The sequence below is a fragment of the Mycobacterium yunnanensis genome (assembly GCF_025823185.1).
Lineage (GTDB): Bacteria > Actinomycetota > Actinomycetes > Mycobacteriales > Mycobacteriaceae > Mycobacterium > Mycobacterium yunnanensis.
This window is the reverse complement of sequence record NZ_JACKVK010000009.1, coordinates 128,725-146,227: the sequence shown is the minus strand read 5'-3', so window position 1 is coordinate 146,227 and position 17,503 is coordinate 128,725. Positions and strand designations below refer to the sequence as shown.

Annotated in this window: 18 protein-coding genes; 13 read left to right on the top strand and 5 right to left on the bottom strand. The window is 69.9% G+C overall.

Annotated features, from left to right (window positions below):
• Positions 1-28: 28 nt before the first annotated feature.
• Genes H7K45_RS17605 through H7K45_RS17595 form a run of 3 tightly spaced genes read left to right on the top strand, consistent with a single transcriptional unit; the run spans position 29 to position 3,193 of the window.
• Positions 29-1,090 (top strand): 2,3-butanediol dehydrogenase, encoded by a 1,062-nt coding sequence (locus H7K45_RS17605; RefSeq protein ID WP_263997182.1) that lies wholly within the window; start codon positions 29-31, stop codon positions 1,088-1,090.
• Positions 1,087-1,872: an acetoin reductase gene (locus H7K45_RS17600; RefSeq protein ID WP_263997181.1), complete on the top strand. Its 786-nt coding sequence runs from the start codon at positions 1,087-1,089 to the stop codon at positions 1,870-1,872. The genes H7K45_RS17605 and H7K45_RS17600 overlap by 4 nt, the downstream gene beginning before the upstream one ends.
• Before the next feature lie 37 nt (positions 1,873-1,909).
• Entirely contained in the window at positions 1,910-3,193 is a 1,284-nt protein-coding gene (locus tag H7K45_RS17595) for a GAF domain-containing protein (protein ID WP_263997180.1), read from the top strand.
• Between the two features lie 55 nt (positions 3,194-3,248).
• Here the strand turns inward: H7K45_RS17595 and adh are convergent, their stop codons facing one another.
• From adh to acs, 3 genes are all read right to left on the bottom strand, one after another.
• The gene (gene adh / locus H7K45_RS17590) at positions 3,249-4,772 is read right to left on the bottom strand and encodes an aldehyde dehydrogenase (RefSeq protein ID WP_263997179.1); all 1,524 of its coding nucleotides are present in this window, start codon (positions 4,770-4,772) and stop codon (positions 3,249-3,251) included.
• 107 nt (positions 4,773-4,879) lie between these two features.
• Positions 4,880-6,154, bottom strand: coding sequence for a sigma-54-dependent transcriptional regulator family protein (locus H7K45_RS17585; protein WP_263997178.1), 1,275 nt, complete (start codon positions 6,152-6,154; stop codon positions 4,880-4,882).
• Between the two features lie 78 nt (positions 6,155-6,232).
• Positions 6,233-8,200, bottom strand: coding sequence for an acetate--CoA ligase (gene acs, locus H7K45_RS17580; protein WP_263997177.1), 1,968 nt, complete (start codon positions 8,198-8,200; stop codon positions 6,233-6,235).
• Between the two features lie 155 nt (positions 8,201-8,355).
• On the opposite strand from acs, the gene H7K45_RS17575 reads away from it, so the two are divergent.
• Positions 8,356-9,102: an oxidoreductase gene (locus H7K45_RS17575; RefSeq protein ID WP_263997176.1), complete on the top strand. Its 747-nt coding sequence runs from the start codon at positions 8,356-8,358 to the stop codon at positions 9,100-9,102.
• Between the two features lie 420 nt (positions 9,103-9,522).
• Here the strand turns inward: H7K45_RS17575 and H7K45_RS17570 are convergent, their stop codons facing one another.
• The gene (locus H7K45_RS17570) at positions 9,523-10,335 is read right to left on the bottom strand and encodes an HAD-IB family hydrolase (RefSeq protein ID WP_372512583.1); all 813 of its coding nucleotides are present in this window, start codon (positions 10,333-10,335) and stop codon (positions 9,523-9,525) included.
• Positions 10,336-10,827: 492 nt separating this feature from the next.
• Between H7K45_RS17570 and ssd the strand changes: the two genes are divergently transcribed.
• The 9 genes from ssd to H7K45_RS17525 are packed head-to-tail and all read left to right on the top strand — an operon-like array spanning position 10,828 to position 16,321.
• Positions 10,828-11,904 (top strand): septum site-determining protein Ssd, encoded by a 1,077-nt coding sequence (ssd, locus tag H7K45_RS17565; protein ID WP_276070206.1) that lies wholly within the window; start codon positions 10,828-10,830, stop codon positions 11,902-11,904.
• Positions 11,901-13,064, top strand: coding sequence for a TadA family conjugal transfer-associated ATPase (locus H7K45_RS17560; protein ID WP_263997175.1), 1,164 nt, complete (start codon positions 11,901-11,903; stop codon positions 13,062-13,064). Before ssd ends, H7K45_RS17560 begins: the two co-directional genes overlap by 4 nt.
• On the top strand, positions 13,061-13,843 hold the full coding sequence (locus tag H7K45_RS17555; RefSeq protein ID WP_263997174.1) for a type II secretion system F family protein: 783 nt from the start codon (positions 13,061-13,063) through the stop codon (positions 13,841-13,843). The genes H7K45_RS17560 and H7K45_RS17555 overlap by 4 nt, the downstream gene beginning before the upstream one ends.
• Complete coding sequence (locus tag H7K45_RS17550; RefSeq protein ID WP_263997173.1) at positions 13,840-14,409, top strand: type II secretion system F family protein; 570 nt, start codon at positions 13,840-13,842, stop codon at positions 14,407-14,409. Before H7K45_RS17555 ends, H7K45_RS17550 begins: the two co-directional genes overlap by 4 nt.
• A 45-nt stretch (positions 14,410-14,454) precedes the next feature.
• On the top strand, positions 14,455-14,673 hold the full coding sequence (locus H7K45_RS17545; RefSeq protein WP_263997172.1) for a DUF4244 domain-containing protein: 219 nt from the start codon (positions 14,455-14,457) through the stop codon (positions 14,671-14,673).
• A 53-nt stretch (positions 14,674-14,726) separates the two neighbouring features.
• Positions 14,727-14,999 (top strand): TadE family type IV pilus minor pilin, encoded by a 273-nt coding sequence (locus tag H7K45_RS17540; RefSeq protein ID WP_308206421.1) that lies wholly within the window; start codon positions 14,727-14,729, stop codon positions 14,997-14,999.
• Between the two features lie 19 nt (positions 15,000-15,018).
• Positions 15,019-15,330, top strand: a complete 312-nt coding sequence (locus tag H7K45_RS17535) for an Rv3654c family TadE-like protein (RefSeq protein WP_372512573.1) — start codon at positions 15,019-15,021, stop codon at positions 15,328-15,330.
• Between the two features lie 55 nt (positions 15,331-15,385).
• Entirely contained in the window at positions 15,386-15,826 is a 441-nt protein-coding gene (locus tag H7K45_RS17530; RefSeq protein WP_263997169.1) for a MarR family winged helix-turn-helix transcriptional regulator, read from the top strand.
• A 33-nt stretch (positions 15,827-15,859) separates the two neighbouring features.
• A complete protein-coding gene (locus H7K45_RS17525; protein WP_263997167.1) occupies positions 15,860-16,321 on the top strand; it encodes a hypothetical protein in 462 nt (153 codons plus the stop codon).
• Positions 16,322-16,404: 83 nt separating this feature from the next.
• Here the strand turns inward: H7K45_RS17525 and H7K45_RS17520 are convergent, their stop codons facing one another.
• The gene (locus H7K45_RS17520; RefSeq protein ID WP_263997166.1) at positions 16,405-17,460 is read right to left on the bottom strand and encodes a PAS domain-containing protein; all 1,056 of its coding nucleotides are present in this window, start codon (positions 17,458-17,460) and stop codon (positions 16,405-16,407) included.
• Between the last annotated feature and the right edge of the window lie 43 nt (positions 17,461-17,503).

The window sequence follows — 17,503 nt, the reverse complement described above, 5'->3', positions numbered from 1 at the left end:
GTGGCCGCCGTCACATAGAAATGGCCACATGAGAGCAGCTGTGTACTACGGACCCCACAAACTCGAGGTCGCCGACGTCCCCGAACCGACGCCCACACCGGGCACGGTCAAGGTGAAGGTCGGGTTCAACGGCATCTGCGGCACCGACCTGCACGAGTACTACGCGGGCCCGATCTTCATCCCCACCTCACCGCACCCGCTGACCGGGCAGCAGCTGCCGCTGACCATGGGGCACGAGTTCTCCGGGGTGATCACCGAGGTGGGCGACGGCGTCACCGATTACGCGGCGGGCGATCGGGTGGCGGTCATGCCGCTCTACCGGTGCGGGCACTGCGGGCCGTGCCGGGCAGGCAACTACAACATCTGCCAGCAGATCGGCTTCCACGGGTTGATGTCCGACGGCGGCATGGCCGAGTACACCGTCGTGCCGACCGACATGTTGCACCGTTTGCCCGACCACGTGTCGTTGGAGCTGGGTGCGCTCGTCGAGCCGATGTCGGTGGCCTACCACGCGGCCACGCTTGGCGAGCCGACCGCCGACGGTACCTCGATGGTGTTCGGCGCCGGGCCCATCGGTATCGGACTGTGGTTTGCATTGCGCGGCAAGGGAGTCGAGGACGTCTTCGTCGTCGAGCCGTCGGCGACGAGGCGGGAGTCGATCGAGGCCCTCGGTGCGCGCACCCTGGACCCGACCGCCGTCGACGTGCCCGCCTTCATCGCCGACCACACCAACGGTGCGGGAGCCGACGCGGTGTTCGACGCCGCCGGCGTGACGCCCGCGGTCGAGACCGCGCTGGCCTGCGTGGGAGCGCGACGGCCGATGGTCAGCGTCGCCATCTACGAAAAGCCCTTGACGACACCACTTCTCAACCTGGTGATGAACGAGTCCCGCATTCAGGGATCGCTCTGCTACACCGCCGAGGACTTCGCCGCCGTCATCGACCTCATGGCCAAGGGCGCCTACGACACCACCGGTTGGGTGACGTCGATCCCGCTCGACGACGTCGTCGACGAGGGGTTCGAAGCGCTGCACGCTGGCACCAAGATGAAGGTCCTCGTCGACCCCGCCGGTACGGGGGCGGTCTCGTGACCGGCGCTCTGACCGGCAAGGTCGCCCTGGTCACCGGCGCGGGACGCGGCATCGGCCGTGGCATCGCGCTGCGGTTGGCCCGCGACGGCGCCGACGTCGCGCTGGTCGACATCGGCCCTGACGGCATCGCGCAGGTCGCCGACGAGATCGCCGACATCGGTTCGAAGGCAACGACGTTCGTCGCCGACGTCAGCGACCGTGATCAGGTGTTCGCCGCCGTCGAGCACGCGGCGTCCGCGCTGGGCGGGTTCGACATCATGGTCAACAACGCCGGCATCGCGCTCGTCGCGCCCCTGCTCGACACGACGCCCGCCGACGTCGCCAAGATCTGGGCCGTCAACGTCGACGGGGTGCTGTGGGGCATCCAGGCCGCGGTGACCAAGTTCAAGGAATTGGGCCGCCGCGGCAAGGTCGTCAACGCGTCCTCCATCGCCGGCCACGACGGGTTCGCGATGCTTGGCGTGTACAGCGCCACCAAGTTCGCCGTGCGCGCGCTGACGCAGGCCGCGGCCAAGGAGCACGCCGCCGACGGCATCACCGTCAACGCCTACTGTCCCGGCGTCGTCGGCACCGACATGTGGGTCGAGATCGACAAGCGTTTCGCCGAGCTGACCGGCGCCGCCGAAGGCGAGACCTACGACAAGTTCGTCGGCGGCATCGCGCTGGGCCGGGCGGAGACCCCCGACGACGTCGCCGGCTTCGTGTCGTACCTGGCCGGTCCGGACGCGGACTACATGACGGGGCAGGCGGGGCTGATCGACGGCGGCCTGGTGTTCCGCTAGTGGCATTCCAGTGTGACCGGGAGCACAATCGTTGGTGATGCACGATACGTCCACTCCCGAACCGGCCGTCGCGGTCGGCGAGGACCCGCGAGACTTCGCCCGGCTCATGTCGGCGGTCTACGACGCGACCATGTCGGGTGAGCGTGCTCCCGCCCGCCCCCGGTCGGTGATCGAGGATTCCTGGCATCGGATGATGGCCAACGGCCTTGCGCCCGACCGGTTGTCCTCACCCGTCGTCGAACTGGCCGGCCTGGAGATGCTGAGGAAGTCCTCGGGCTTGCTCGGCGTGCTCGACGAGGTGTCCCGCAACCTGGAGACGCTGATCGCCGACGGCGACAACATCCTCGTCGTCGCCGACGCGCTGGGCCGGGTGTTGTGGCGAAGCGGGTCGGCGTCGGTGCTCAACCACGCCGACCGGCTGGGGTTCATCGAAGGCGCGCACTGGGGCGAGAACGCCGTCGGCACCAACGCCATCGGCACCGCGCTGGCGTCGAACCGCGCGGTGCAGGTGTTCTCCGCCGAGCACTACCAGCGCAGCCACCATCCGTGGACGTGTGCTGGCGCACCCATCAAGGATCCTCGGACCGGTCAGGTGATCGGGGTGGTCGACGTGTCCGGCCCCGCCGCGACGGTGCACCCGACCACGGTCGCCCTCGTCGACGTCGTCGCGCGCCTCGCCGAATCCCGGCTGCGCGAACAACACGACCGCACGCTGAACCGGTTGCGGGCGGTGGCGGCGCCAATTCTGGCGCGCATCGGCGCACCCGCCCTCGCCGTCGACCACGACGGGTGGGTGGCCGCGGTGGATTCGGTGCCGCTGCACAATCGCATCCTGTTGCCGGCGGAGACCGGGCCGGGTCGAGCGTGGGTGCCGCCGCTGGGGATGTGCGAGATCGAACTGCTGCCTGGCGGATGGTTGGTGCGCCCCACCGACGAGGACGCCACCCCCGGCATCTCAAGGGTCACCCTGGACGTCCGCGACTCGGGGGCGCCGACCCTGGAGATGGTCGGTCAATTCGGCTGCTGGCGTCACGACATCTCGCCGCGGCACGCCGAGATCCTGCTCGTCCTGGCCACCCATCGCGACGGACGGTCGGCTCCGGACCTCGCCGAAGACCTCTACGGTGACCGGTCCCGCGTGGTGACGGTGCGGGCCGAGATGTCGCGTCTGCGTGGTCGACTCGCCGGTCTGGTGCACGGCCGCCCGTATCGGTTCCCGTCGGCGGCCGTCGTCGACGTCTGCTACCCGGCGGACCGGGCCACGCTGCTGGCCGCCTCGACGGCACCGGCGATCCGCGCGATGCGCGTGGCTCGAACGTGAAGAAGTGCGCGAGGATTCGTGCATTCCTCGCGCACTTCTTCACGTTCGGCAGGGGTTAGAAGAAGCCCTGCGCCTTGTTGCCGTAGGACACCAGCAGGTTCTTGGTCTGCTGGTAGTGGTCGAGCATCATCTTGTGGTTCTCGCGGCCGATGCCGGACTGCTTGTAGCCACCGAACGCGGCGTGCGCGGGGTAGGCGTGATAGCAGTTGGTCCACACGCGGCCGGCCTTGATGTCACGCCCGGCCCGGTAGGCGGTGTTGCCGTCGCGGCTCCACACGCCGGCGCCCAGACCGTAGAGGGTGTCGTTGGCGATCGAGATCGCGTCGTCGTAGTCGGTGAACGAGGTGACCGCGACGACGGGACCGAAGATCTCCTCCTGGAACACCCGCATCTTGTTGTTGCCCTCGAAGATGGTGGGCTGCACGTAGTAGCCGCCGTTCAGTTCGCCACCGAGTTCGGCGCGCTCGCCGCCGGTGATCACCTTGGCGCCCTCATCCTTGCCAATCTCGATGTAGGACAAGATCTTCTCGAGCTGGTCGTTGGACGCCTGAGCGCCGATCATCGTCTCGGTGTCGAGCGGGTCGCCCTGGCGCACGGCCTTGGTGCGGATGGCGGCCTGGGTCATGAACTCGTCGTAGATGTCGGCCTGCACCAGGGAACGCGACGGGCAGGTGCACACCTCGCCCTGGTTGAGGGCGAACATCGTGAAGCCCTCCAGCGCCTTGTCCTGGAAGTCGTCGACCTGGGACATGACGTCGGAGAAGAAGATGTTGGGGCTCTTGCCGCCCAGCTCGAGGGTGACCGGAATCAAGTTCTGCGAGGCGTACTGCATGATCAGCCGACCGGTGGTGGTCTCACCGGTGAACGCGATCTTGGCGATCCGGTTGCTCGACGCCAGCGGCTTGCCCGTCTCGACGCCAAATCCGTTGACCACGTTGACCACACCGGCGGGCAGCAGGTCACCGATGATCGACATCAGGTACAGGATCGACGCCGGGGTCTGCTCGGCGGGCTTGAGGACGACGGCGTTGCCCGCGGCCAGCGCGGGAGCCAGCTTCCACACCGCCATCAGGATGGGGAAGTTCCACGGGATGATCTGCCCGACGACGCCGAGCGGCTCGTGGAAGTGGTAGGCGACGGTGTCCTCGTCGATCTGGGACAGCGAACCCTCTTGCGCGCGAAGGGCTCCCGCGAAGTAGCGGAAGTGGTCGACGGCCAACGGAATGTCGGCGTTGAGCGTCTCGCGCACGGGCTTGCCGTTGTCCCACGCCTCGGCGACGGCGATCGACTCCAGGTTCTCTTCGATGCGGTCGGCGATCTTGTTGAGGATGTTGGCCCGCTCGGCGGGCGAGGTCTTGCCCCAGGCGGGGGCGGCGGCGTGGGCTGCGTCGAGCGCCTTGTCGACGTCGGACTCGTCGGACCGGGCCACCTCGCAAAAGGTCTTGCCGGTGATCGGTGACGGGTTCTCGAAGTACCGGCCCGCGGTGGGCGCTACCCACTCGCCGCCGATCCAGTTGTCGTAGCGGGACTCGAAGCTCATCACGGAGCCTTCGGTGCCTGGCCGCGCGTAAACAGTCATGGGTTCCTCTCCAGCGAACGGGGCGACGCATCGAGAATGTGTCGGTCGTCACTCAAGATAGACCGCGAGGGGTTGCATCACGGTTGCACGGTCGCACCGGGCTGACGTCAGCCAAATTCGAGATCGAGACCGGCCAGATGCCCACCGGCCCTGGCGCGATCCAGCGCCCCGGCGCGTGCGTCGTCGTGCAGCAGGCGCCAGCCCTCTCGGTCGTCGGATCCCTCCGGCAATCGAAGCCAGCGGCGCAGCAGCCCCAGGTCACCGGTCGCGACGACCGCGCCGCGCAGGCTGGTGCTCACCTCGGTGCGCAGCCGTCCGACGGCGGGGGAGACCGACTTGTCCAGCAGCGGTCCGCCGTACGCGTCGAGGGCCGCCGACACGTCCCCGCGGGCCAGCGCGTCGAAGACCTCGGCGAGGTCGCTGGAGACGGGTGCGGTCAGACGGTAGGGCCGTGACGCCAGCAATTCGGGCCCGACGACGCGGCGCAGTCGCGACATCTCCGCGCGCACGGTCACGACGTCGAGGTGTCCGTCGTCCAGCAGCGTGGCCAGGTGGTCGGCGCTGAGCCCCTCGGGGTGTCTGCTGAGCAGCACCAGGATGTCGGCGTGCCTGCCGGTGAGCACGGCGCGCGTGCGTCGACCGCTCTGGTCGACGCTCTCCCATCGGGGACGATCGGGCCCCAGCACGTGCAAATGTCTGGTGCCGCAAGGGTTTTGGCTGCGCTGCGGCTCGGTCAACCGGAGCAGGGCCAGGTGGTTCTCCACCGCGACCACGGTGGCGCGCACCAGGGCCAGGGTCTGGGCCGAGGACACCTCGTCGCCGCCGGTGAGGTCGATGGCACCGATCGACGCGCCCGTGACCGGGTCGTGCACGGGCACCGCGGTGCAACTCCACGGCTGCACGACGCGGGAGAAGTGCTCGGTGCGCCGGATCTGCACCTCGGCGTCGAGCGCCAACGCCGTTCCCGGGGCGTTGGTGCCCGCGCCGCGCTCACTCCAGTCCGCGCCGGGGACGAAGTTCATCGCCTCGGCCCGACGGCACGCCGAGGGGTCGCCCTCGACCCAGAGCAAGGTGCCGTCCGCCGCGCTGATCGCGACCATGACCCCGCTGGACCGGGCGTCGTCGACCAGCAGTCGCCGGATGACCGGCAGCGCCGACGCCAGGGGGTGCTCGGCCCGCATGCGGGCCACGCCGACCGCCACCTCCGAGGACTGCGCGCCCCCGAGGTCGGGGTCGACGCCCCGGGCCAGGCTGCGCTGCCAGCTCTCGACGACGACGCGGCGCAGGGGAGTGGTCGCCAGATAGGAACCGTCCACCTCGCCGGCGACGAAGAGCTCGTGGACGGCGCGCACGCTGGCGTCGGACACCCTCGCTGAACTCACCGGTGATCACGCTCCTGGCGGGGCGCGCCGGGGCCCCGCATGCGTGCCACGATAGTCCGGTCGACGTCTCCCGCGGTGCTACTTGCCTGCGCGGATGGCCTCGAAGACGCTGGGGTCGACCAGGGTGGAGGTGTCGCCGAGTTCGCGTCCCTCGGCGACGTCGCGCAGCAGGCGTCGCATGATCTTGCCGCTGCGGGTCTTGGGCAGCTCGGGCACGACGTGGATCTCGCGGGGTTTGGCGATCGGGGAGATCTCCTTGGCCACCTCGGCGCGCAGCTCCTCGACCATGTTCTCTGCGCCACCCTGAGCCGAGGCCTTGAGGATCACGAACGCGCAGATTGCCTGCCCGGTCTGCTCGTCGGTGGCGCCGACGACGGCGGCCTCGGCCACCCCGGAGTGCCCGACCAGGGCGGATTCGACCTCGGCGGTGGAGATTCGGTGCCCGGAGATGTTCATGACGTCGTCGATGCGGCCGAGCACCCAGATCTCGCCGTCGCTGCCGTAGCGGGCGCCGTCACCGGCGAAGTACCACCCCTGCTCGGCGAAGCGTGACCAGTAGGTCTCCTTGAAGCGCTCGGGGTCGCCCCAGATGCCGCGAAGCATCGACGGCCACGGCTTGTCGAGCACCAGGTAGCCGCTGACCTGCTCACCGTGGTCGGTGCCCGGCTCGAGGCGGTTGCCGTCGTCGTCGACGATGACCGCCGAGATGCCGGGCAGCGGGGTCATCGCCGAGCCGGGCTTGGTGGCGGTGACGCCGGGCAGCGGCGAGATCATGATGGAACCGGTCTCGGTCTGCCACCACGTGTCGACGATCGGGGTCTGGTCGGCGCCGAAGACGGTGCGATACCAGCGCCACGCCTCCGGGTTGATGGGTTCGCCGACCGAACCGAGCAGGCGCAGGCTCGACAGGTCGTGCTCGGCGGCGATCTGACGGCCCAGCTTCATGAACGTCCGCACCAGCGTCGGCGCGGTGTAGTAGATGGTGACGCCGTACTTCTCGATGATCTCGAAGTGGCGGTGCTCGGTGGGCGAGGTGGGGGTGCCCTCGTAGACGACCTGCGTGACGCCGTTGGAGAGCGGGCCGTAGACGATGTAGGTGTGTCCGGTGACCCAGCCGATGTCGGCGGTGCACCAGTAGACGTCGGTCTCGGGCTTGACGTCGAAGACGTTGAAATGGGTGTAGCTGCTCTGCGTCAGGTAGCCGCCGGTGGTGTGCATGATGCCCTTGGGCTTGCCCGTGGTGCCCGAGGTGTACAGCAGGAACAGTGGGTGCTCGGCGTCGAACGCTTTGGGGGTGTGCTCGGTCGACGCGGCGTCGACCACGTCGTGCCACCACAGGTCGCGGCCCTTGGTCCAGCCGACGTCGATCCCGGTGCGCTTGACGACGAGGACGTGCTGAATGGACTGCCCGCCATCTCCTTCCACGGCCTCGTCCACCGCGTCCTTCAGTGAGGCCGCCTTGCCGCGGCGGTACTGCCCGTCGGTGGTGATGACGAGCTTTGCCTCGGCGTCGGCGATGCGCGCCTTCAAAGCGCTGGCGGAGAACCCGGCGAACACCACCGAGTGCAAGACGCCCAGTCGGGCGCAGGCCAACATCGCCACGATCGCCTCGGGCACCATCGGCATGTAGATGGCTACCCGGTCACCCGCGACCAATCCGAGGTCGGTCAAGGCATTGGCGGCCTTGGAGACCTCGTCCTTGAGTTCGGCGTAGGTGATGGTGCGGTGGTGGTCGACGGGCTCGCCGACCCAGTGGATGGCGACGCGGTCGCCGTTGCCTGCCTCGACGTGGCGGTCGACGCAGTTGTAGGCGACGTTGAGCTTGCCGTCGGCGAACCACTTGGCCACCGGGGCTTCCGACCAGTCCAGTACCTCGGTGAACGGCGTCTCCCAGGCCAGCCTGTTGGCCTGCTCGGCCCAGAACGCGAGCCGGTCCGCCTCGGCCTCGTCGTAGAGCGCGGCGGTCGCGTTGGCCTGTTCGGCGAAAGCGGTCGACGGCGCATAGGAGGTCTGGGTGGACGGCGCCGCGGTGTCGTTCTGTGCCATGAACGTGAGCGTAGTCACCACCCATGTGGCGGAGGGAGACAACTCACGTCGACGGCTGCGGACGGTGGCCCACGCGCGCCGAACGCGCACGTGGGCGAGCCCAGCGGTCGTCGACCCCACGACGGGACCCCGTACCGGGGCACTAGCGTGTCCTCGTGGCCGCTCCCGATCCCCTTGCCCCACTGGCGGAATTGCCAGGGGTCGCCGACGCCGCCGAGGAGGCCCGAGAGGCGCTCGCCCTGGCACATCGACACAAGGCGAACCGTCGGGGTTGGCCCGCAACGGCAGCCGAAGCCGCGATGCGGGCGGCGCGGGCGTCGTCGGTCCTCGACGGGGGATCGCTGGTGCTCACCCCCGGTGAGGGACCCGACCCCGTGTTGGCGGGTGCGTTGCGTGTCGCCGAGGCGCTCGAAGGTGGCGGATCGTCGCTGATCGGGGTGTGGCAGCGCGCCCCGTTGCAGGCGATCGCGCGGCTGCATGCCTTGGCGGCCGCCGACCTGACCGACGACGACCGCCTCGGTCGGCCGCGCACCGACGACGGCGTCGGACGGCGCCTCGAGATGCTGGCCGACGTCGTGACGAGCACCCGCGTCCCCGCCCCGATACTCGCGTCGGTGGTGCACGGTGAGTTGTTGGTGCTGGCCCCCTTTGGCGTCGCCGACGGCGTGGTGGCCCGTGGCGTGTCGCGACTGGCCGCCGTCGCCAGCGGTCTGGACACCCGCGGGCTGGGGATCCCCGAGCAGTTCTGGATGCAGAAGCCCGGTGACTACCGAGCGGCGGCGCGCGGGTTCGAGTCCGGAACCCGGGAGGGTCTGACCGCGTGGCTGCTCAACAGTTGCCACGCCATGAGGGCAGGCGCGCGCGAGGCGTTGACGATCGCCGAGGCGTCGACCAGGAAGTGACCCCAGCAACATGAAGCGGGCGGCGCTCCGAATGACTCGGCTCGCCGCCCGCTAGCACGGAACTCCGGATACCATGCGTGCTTCGTGGGCTGCGTGGGTGGCCTCGGCGTCATTGCGATGCGCTACGGCTGCCGACCTCACCCAAGAGGTCCTCGCTTGGCGTCCGCTCTTCGCAATTACGCAGGCCCGCAACACTTTTGCCATTATCGCGGCATGTGCTCCGCGTGGGTTCGCAGGTTCCGTGCTGGGAAGCCTCTGTCGGGAGTGCGAACCTTCTCTTCCGGTTCGAACTTGGCCTCTATCGGCTTCCGTGACTCCTTTGTACTCCGTGACCGCTATCACATCAAGGGTCAATTCACGCGAGTCGCCGGATCGTTACGCGCACACCCCAGCAACCGCGGTGACGGCGCCTTTGCGCGTCTAGAAGGCGAACCGTCGCAGCAACGAGTAGGTCAGTGCGCCGGCCGCCAAGGCGCTGACGCCGACCGCTACCGAGGTGGCGACGGCCGCCCCGGAGGGGGCGCCGATGCGTTCCCTCAGGGACACGGCCCGGGAGAACGTCAGCACCGGCCAGTCCCTGCCGAGCGCCTCCCGGCGCAACGCACGGTCGGGGTTGACGACGAATGCATGGCCGACCGACTCGAGCATCGGCAGATCGGTGATCGAATCGGAGTAGGCGTAGCAGTGGTCGAGCGCGTACCCCTCGCGGGCCGCGAGTTCCTTGATCGCCTCGACCTTGCCCTCGCCGTAACAGTAAAACGCCACCTCGCCGGTGTACTTGCCGTCCTCGACGACCATCCGGGTCGCCATCGCATGGGTTGCGCCGAGGGCCTTGGCGATTGGGGCGACGATCTCCTCACCAGAGGCCGAGACCACGACGACGTCGCGACCGCACAGCTTGTGGTCGGCGATCAGGTCGGCGGCCTCGACGAAGACGAGGGGATCCACGATGTCGTGCATCGTCTCGCCGACGATCGACTTCACCTGCTCGACGTTCCACCCCGCGCACATCGTGGTGATGTAGGAGCGCATCCGGTCCATCTGCTCGTGGTCGGCACCGGACATGTGGAACAGGAACTGCGCATAAGTCGACTTCAAGACTGCTTGTCGGTTAATTAGACCCTGATCGAAGAAGGGTTTGCTGAAGGCCAGCGTGCTCGACTTCGCGATCACCGTCTTGTCGAGGTCGAAGAACGCCGCGGTGCGAATGGGTGGGTCCCCGACGGGCGCCAGATGCGGCTCTGACTCCTCCGCCGAAGCGGCGCCGGAAGCGGTCACGAAGCCAGCATAGGCGGCCGGCGTATCGGGCGCGGTGCCCGCCGCAGCGAAGTGACAGTCCCCGCCACGTGTCCCCCCAGGTAACTTTCCAGGTCACCGTGGGATTTCATTGGAGATTCATAGGGTGCCGATGACTTGCGCTCGCCCATGTCGGCGTGTGTATAGTGAGCATTACTCGGCTTATGCCGAGTGTGCATCAGCCCGACCCCCCGGGGCTGATACACGACGACCTCCGCCTCCTCCCCCCTGGCGGGGGTCGTCCCTTTTTCAGGGGTAGTTCGCCGCAGTGGCCTTCCGGGTGTCCCGACGAAATTGACGTCTCCGTAGTCGAGTTTGCGCGGCGCCGCACCGGCACCGGTTCTCCACAGACGCGGTTTCATCCACATGTCGGGCACGTTTCGGCGGTCGTGGGCTCTGGAGGGTCCGTCGTAGCCACACAGTGGAGGCATGAGTTCGAGCAACGGCATCCTCGCGATGGTCGCCGACGCCTCCCTCCGGCATGACGTCGACCGCGTGGCGGCGGCGGCCGGCGTCCGCGCCGTGCACGTCGACGAGCCGTCCAGCCGCAAGGTCTGGTCTGCGGCGTCTGCTGTCATCCTCGATCTCGACGGTGCCCGCCGCTGCGCCGAGCTGGGACTGCCGCGCCGCGACGGGATCCTGGTCGTCGGCACCACCACGCCGAGTCCGGATCAGTGGCACGTCGTCGTAGCCGTCGGTGCGCAACGGGTGTTGTCGCTGCCCACCGACGAGGTGGCCCTGGTCTCTGCGCTGGTCGACGCGGCCGACCGATCGGCCGATGAGCACCGACGCGGCGCCGTAGTGGCCGTCGTCGGCGGATGCGGCGGAGCGGGTGCCACGGTCTTCGCCACCGCACTCGCGCACGTCGCGCCCAAGGCGCTGCTGGTCGACGTCGACCCGTGGAGTGGCGGCATCGACCTGACCCTCGGAAGCGAGCGCGATCCCGGTCTGCGGTGGCCCGACCTCGACCTCGGTGGCGGCCGAGTCGGCCACCACGCGCTGACGGGGGCGCTGCCGTCGCGACACGGCGTCACCGTGCTCTCGGCCGGTCGGCCCGGTGACGAAGTCGACCCCGGAGCACTCACTGCCGTCATCGACGGCGGCTGTCGCGCGGGTGCCACCACGATCTGCGATCTGCCCCGCCGGGCGACTCCCGCGGTGGGTGTGGCCCTGGACGCCGCGGACCTCGTCGTCCTCGTCGTGCCCGCCGACGTCCGGTCGTGCGCCGCAGCCAGTGCCGTGGCGCAGTGGCTGACCGACGCCAACCCCAACGTCGGACTGGTGGTCCGCGGTCCCGCCCCCGGCGGGCTCCGCTCAGTCGACGTGTCCCGCATCGTCGAGCGGCCGTTGTTGGCGGCCATGCGACCGCAACCCGGCCTGGCCGCCGAGTTGGAGCGCGGTGGGTTGCGGCCGCGGCGACGCTCGCCCTTGGCCGGGGCAGCGCGGCGGGTGCTGGACGTGCTGCACCGCCAGCCCAGCGCGACCGACGAACAGTTGGTCGCGTGAGCGCGTCGCTGATCGAGCGAGTCAGAGAGCGGCTGGCAACCGAGTCGGGACCGCTGTTGCCGACGGTCGTCGCCGAGGCGATTCGCGCGGAGTCGGGCGGTCTGCTTGGCGAGAGCGACGTCCTGAGCAACCTGCGACTGCTCCAAACCGAGTTGACCGGCGCCGGGATCCTCGATCCCCTGCTGCGTGCGGAGGGCACGACCGACGTCCTGGTGGCGGCCCCCGATGCGGTGTGGGTCGACGACGGCCACGGGCTTCGCCGGACCGCAGTGCGTTTCGACGACGAGGCGGCCGTGCGGCGGCTGGCGCAACGGTTGGCACTGGCGGCCGGGCGCCGTCTCGACGAGGCGCAGCCCTGGGTGGACGGGCAGCTCCCCGGCCTTGGCGCCTGCGGATTCACCGTGCGGCTGCACGCCGTGCTTCCGCCCATCGCGCCCGCAGGCACCTGTCTGTCGCTGCGCGTGCTGCGACCTGCCACCCAGGATCTGGCGGCGCTGACACGTGCCGGGGCGATCGCACCCGACGCCGTCGCCCTCGTCGACGACGTGATCGCCGCTCGCCTGGCGTTCCTGGTCTCCGGCGGCACCGGCGCCGGGAAGACGACGCTGCTGTCGGCGGCCCTGGGGGCCGTCCCCGCCACCGAACGCATCGTGTGCGTGGAGGACGCGCCGGAACTCGCGCCGCGTCACCCGCATCTGGTCAATCTCGTCGCCCGCTACGCCAACGTCGAGGGCGTCGGCGAGGTGACCGTGCGTGACCTCGTTCGGCAGGCGCTCCGCATGCGACCCGACCGCATCGTCGTCGGCGAGGTGCGCGGCGGCGAGGTCGTCGACCTACTCGCCGCCCTGAACACCGGTCACGACGGCGGTGCCGGGACGGTGCACGCCAACAGCCCCGCCGAGGTGCCGGCTCGTCTGGAGGCGCTCGCGGCGGTCGGTGGGCTGGATCGGGCGGCGCTGCACAGTCAACTCGCCGCGGCCGTGCGGGTGGTGCTGCACGTCGGCCGCGACGGCGCAGGTTCCCGCCGGCTCGAGGAGATCGCCGTGCTACGCCGGGGCGGGGACGGGTTCGTCGCCGCGGTCACCGCGTGGCACGCCGACCGCGGATTCGGCGAGGGCGCGGACTCCTTGGCCGACCTCGTGTCGGCGCGCGGCTCATGACGGCCGCGGCGCTTATCTTGGCGGCCGCGCTGGTCGTGGCCCCGGGTCAGCCGCGTCGTCGGCTGGGTCTCCCGACGGCTCCGACCCGGCCTCGCCGCGGCGTGCTCGTGGTGCTCTGTGCGCTGGCGATGGCGACGACCGCGGTGTTCGTCTCGGTGGCGGCGTCCGCCGCCCTGGCAGCGGTGCTGGCGTCGGTGGCCTTGCGGCGTAATGGAAATCGAGCGCGCCGCCGCCGGGTCGAGGAGGCGGCCGCCCTCCAGGGTGCACTCGGCGTACTGGTGGGCGAGCTCAGGGTGGGGGCGCATCCCGTCGTGGCGTTCGAGAGCGCAGCGGCCGAGGTGGACGGGCCGGTCGCGGATTCCCTGCGGGCGGTGGCGGCCCGCGCGAGGCTCGGGGCCGACGTCGTCGCCGGATTGCGTTCGGTCGCCGGACAGTCGACGGTGCCTCGACATTGGGAGCGGTTGTCGGCGGCGTGGCAGTTGGCCCAGGATCACGGACTGTCGATCGTCGCGCTGGTGCGTGCGGCCGAACGCGACATCGTGGAGCGTGAACGCTTCGCCTCCGGGGTGTCGGCGGGCATGGCGGGTGCGCGGGCCACCGCGTCGATCCTGGCGGGGCTGCCCCTTCTCGGGGTCGGATTGGGTCACGCCATCGGCGCCGACCCCGTGCCGTTCCTGCTGTCCGGCGGGGTCGGTGGGTGGTGTCTGGTGATCGGCGTGACGCTCGCCTGTGCAGGCTTGGCGTGGTCGGATCGCATCACCGGTCGGGTACTCGGATGAGCCTGGCCGCAGTACTTCTCGCGTTGGCGGCGCTACTCGCCGGCGGGCGGGTGCGTGCCGCCAACCCGATCGCCGACGTCGCGCCGGCAGCAACCGACGCCGGTGAGGACGATGATCCTCTCGCGGCCGCGTCGGCACTGGACGTGTTCGCGGCATGCCTGTCCTCGGGTATGGCCGTGGCGGCCGCAGCGAAGGCGACCGCGCCGTATGCGCCGCATGGACTCGCCGACGTGCTCGAGCGGGCCGCGGACCTGCTGGCCGTGGGTGCCGACGCGTTCACCGTCTGGTCGACGGTGGACGTCTCTGGTCAGCCGCGGGTCGAGGCGTTGTGTCGGCTCGCCCGCCGCTCCGCGGCCTCGGGAAGCGCGCTGGCGCAAGCAGTGTCAGATCTGGCCGACCAGTCGCGGCGCGATGCCGCCGATTCGGCACGAGCGGCCGCCGAGCGGGCGTCGGTGTTGATCGCCGGCCCGCTCGGCGTGTGTTACCTGCCGGCGTTCGTGTGCCTGGGGATCGTGCCGGTGGTGGTCGGCCTGGCCGGGGACGTGTTGCAGTCGGGGGTGTGGTGAGCCGAATCGTGGCGCGCGGAGACACCGCGGGCAGTTGGACGACGAATGGAGAGAGAAGTGTTGGAGCGCAGGATAATACAACGGTTGCAGGCGCGGTTCGTGCTGCTGGCCGTGGACGAGGACGGCATGTCCACCGTGGAATACGCCATCGGCACCATCGCGGCGGCGGCCTTTGGGGCGATCCTCTACACGGTGGTGACGGGCGACTCGATCGTCAATGCCCTGAGCAACATCATCACCAGGGCCCTGAACACCAACGTCTAGGTGGCGACGCGGGTGGCGTCACCGTCGAGGCGGCCTTTGCGGTCGCGGCATTGGTGGTGGTCCTGGTGTTCTGTGTCGGCGGCCTGGCCGCGGTGGGGATGCAGGTGCGGTGCGTGGACTCCTCGCGCGAGGCCGCCCGGCTGGCCGCCCGCGGTGACCAGGGCGCTGCTGCGGACGTGGTACGCCGAGGTGGTCCGTCCGGGGCTTCGCTGGTCCTGCGCCGAGACGGCGGTTTCGTGGTGGCACGGGTCAGCTCTGGCTCGATCCTGTTGCCGGGCATCACTATCAGTGCCGAGGCGGTGGCGATGGTCGAGCCTGGCGTCTGACCGCGGTGCGGCCAGTGTGGTGGCCGCGGCGATGATGTCGGTGCTGATGGCGCTGACCGTCGGCGGGGCGCTGGTGGGTTCGGCGGTGATCGCCCGCCACCGCGCTCAGGCGGCGGCCGATCTGGCCGCGTTGGCCGCGGCGGGCCGGCTGGTGTCCGGTCCGCAGGTGGCGTGCGCGTCGGCGCAGTCGCTGGCCGCGGTGATGTCGGCGACGGTGGCGGCGTGCGCGGTCGAGGAACTCGACGTCGTCGTGACGACGGAGGTGGCCGTGCGGCTGGGTCGGTGGGGGGTGCACGTGGCGCGCGCGAGCGCCCGCGCCGGACCGGTGTGAAGGGGTTCGGCCGATAGCATGAGCGCTGGTCCGCCCAGCCAAGGAGCCCTCTCCGGTGACAGATCCGCCTCCGTTCAGCGCGATGTTGGCCTTGCTGGCGGTCTCGCACGCCTGGGAGGCCGACCTGGCGGCCGAGCTTCGGGAGCTGGGGTTGACCCCGCGCAAGTACGCCCTGCTGGGGCACATCAAGGCCACGCCCGACATCTCGTTCAGCGAGCTTGCCCGCAGGTCGCGGATCTCGGTGCAATCCGTCCACGTTGCGGTGAAGGCGTTGTCCGCCAGCGGATTCGTCGACGACGGCACCGCACACGCAGGTGCGGCATCGACGCTGAGGGTGTCCGACGAGGGGCGGGAGGCATTGCGGCACGCCCACCGGCGACGCGAGGCCCTCGACGACCGCATGCGTGACACGGCGCCGGAACTGGTCACCGGACTCGAGGCGGCGGTGCGCGCGCTGATGACCGGTGCCGCCACGCCCCAGCCCGAGGAGCAGTAGCCGCAGCGGCGTACCTTCAACTATATTGAAGCTATGCAGGCGCTACTTCTGTCGGTCCACGTCGTGTTCGCGATCCTCTTCGTGGGCCCGCCCGCGGTGGCGGTCAGCATCTTCCCGCGATTCGTCCCCGCCGCGGCGGGTGTCGGGTCCCGGCCGGAACGCGCCGGGGAGCGCAATCTCGCGGTGGCGCGAGTGCTGCATCGCCTCACCCGCGTCTACGGTCTGCTAGCGCTTGCGGTACCGGTGCTAGGCATCGCGCTCGCGATTGTCCAGCACCGGATGACCGAGGTGTGGGTCCTCGTCGCCATGGTGTTGACCGCCGCGGCCGGTGCGCTGTTGGCGCTGCGCATCGTGCCCGCGCAGCGCCACGTGTTGGCGCGCAACGCCACTCGGGCCGAACTGAGCCGCATGGGCATGCTCGGTGGAATCTTCAACCTGCTGTGGGTCGTCGTCGTGGTGTTGATGATCGTGCGTCCCGGGGCGATGACCCCGTAACCGCGCATCGAGTGTGCTGACAGATCGCGAACGCCCGCGTTCGAGCGATCTCCCAGCACACTCGATGAGGGAGGGGCGAGCGACTACGCCCGGGCGCGGCGTGACGCCAACTTGCCGGCCCGCGAGGTCTTCCGCCTGGGGGCAAGCTCGTCGTCGGTCGGCAGCCTCATCGACAGCAGACCGGCGTAGGTGTCCGAGGCGATCTCCACCCGGTGCGCCGTGACGTGCACCGGCGTCCACCCGTCGTCGACGGACCGCAACCGGAGCACGCGAGAGACCGGGTCGCCGTCGAATTCGGTGGACAGCGCGACCATCTCGTCCCGGTCGTCGGGGTGGACGACGGACTCGCCAGCCTCCTTGGCGTGCCAGTCGAAGAACGGACACGGCTCGTCGAGCCACTTGAGCAGCTTCCACGTCGACGGGTCGACCAGCGCGCGGTGCACGCCGGGCCGGGCCAGGCCGTCGAGGATCCGCTGACCGAGGTCTCCGGAGCGCCGCGACGGCGTCTCGGTGACCGCCCGCCAGTTCATCGCCCGGCAGACCAACCGCTCCTGGCCGGCGTCGTCGACCTCGGCGAGCACCCTGGCCGCGAACCCGACGGTGATCGGCTTGCCCTTGTAGTCCGTGACCTCCCAGGTGCTGCAGAACGTGCGCCCCGCCTCGGGCCGGATCGCCACCGCGAGCACCCTCGCCTCGTCGGGGTTGAGGTTCCTGGCGGGCAGGTCCTCGGCGAACGCCCGGCCCTGCGTGGCCTCCGTGGTGGGGTCGAGCCCGCTGTTCATCAGCGATTCGGGCGTGTCGGTGGCGACGCCGTCGCTCAGATCCCACTTCAACGGACCGGGCATGACGCGGTCGGGCGGATCGCGATCCAGCGGCCCGATCCACACGTGCACGCCGTGAATGCGGCCGTCGGACATCTGCACCACCTCGGTGCGGATCACGCGGTCGCTCTTGGGCGTCAAACTGCTCAGGGGCTTGCCGCCCTGCACCGTCTCGTTGATGGCCGTCTGGATGGCCATCAGATGTGGGCTGCGTCGCAGGAACGCGCTGACCGGGACGAGGTTCTTGGTGTGCTGGCCTTCGGCGACGACGGCCGGTTCGGCGCCGAGTGTCTCCACCAGCAGCCAGTCGTCGGTCATGCCGCCATCCTAGGCGTTCGGGGACCTGCGGCTTAGCCTTGGC